This is a genomic window from Phyllobacterium phragmitis, from assembly GCF_002980495.1.
Taxonomy (GTDB): domain Bacteria; phylum Pseudomonadota; class Alphaproteobacteria; order Rhizobiales; family Rhizobiaceae; genus Paramesorhizobium; species Paramesorhizobium phragmitis.
The window spans coordinates 1-255 of sequence record NZ_PVBR01000123.1; the positions used below are offsets into that span (position 1 = coordinate 1).

Sequence of the window (255 nt, forward strand, 5' to 3'; positions counted from 1 at the left end):
GTTGAGCGTGAACAACACGCTGGGCGGCGCGGTGAATGTGACGGGCGGCACGCTTGGCGGTTCGGGCACGCTTTCGGGCGATGTTGCTGTCACCAACGGTGCGATTGCTGCGGGCAACAGCCCCGGCATGCTGACCATCGGCGGTGATCTGACGCTTGCCTCCGGCTCGTCTCTCAATTTCGAGCTTGGCAGCCCTTCCGGCACGGCGGGCGTGGATAGCGATCTCATCAATGTCGGTGAAAATCTGACGCTTGA

Annotated in this window: 1 protein-coding gene; it reads left to right on the plus strand. The window is 62.4% G+C overall.

From position 1 onward, the window contains the following. Positions 1–255, plus strand: a 255-nt coding sequence (locus tag C5748_RS27625; RefSeq protein WP_146119674.1) for a hypothetical protein, incomplete at both ends; no start/stop codon positions are given.